We start from the raw sequence: 241 nt of genomic DNA, 5'->3' as shown, positions 1-241 counted from the left end.
CCGTAGCTCAGCTGGATAGAGTACTCGGCTACGAACCGAGCGGTCGGAGGTTCGAATCCTCCCGGATGCACCATCTTCTCTGCAATAGCGCATTAGCGTTGTTACAGAAAATCGATATCACTTTAGCAGCGATATCAAATCTGCAGTAAGTAAGTTTCCCTGATGCATCCGTAGCTCAGCTGGATAGAGTACTCGGCTACGAACCGAGCGGTCGGAGGTTCGAATCCTCCCGGATGCACCA

1 tRNA gene is annotated in these 241 nt (G+C 51.9%); it reads left to right on the top strand.

From position 1 onward, the window contains the following. Window positions 1-164 precede the first annotated feature (164 nt). Window positions 165-241 (top strand) — tRNA-Arg (locus OGV80_RS02145).

Source organism: Citrobacter sp. Ce119 (assembly GCF_030334525.1).
Taxonomy (GTDB): Bacteria; Pseudomonadota; Gammaproteobacteria; order Enterobacterales; family Enterobacteriaceae; genus Citrobacter; species Citrobacter europaeus.
Note: the sequence above shows the minus strand (reverse complement) of the source record. Positions and strands in the feature narration are given on the sequence as shown.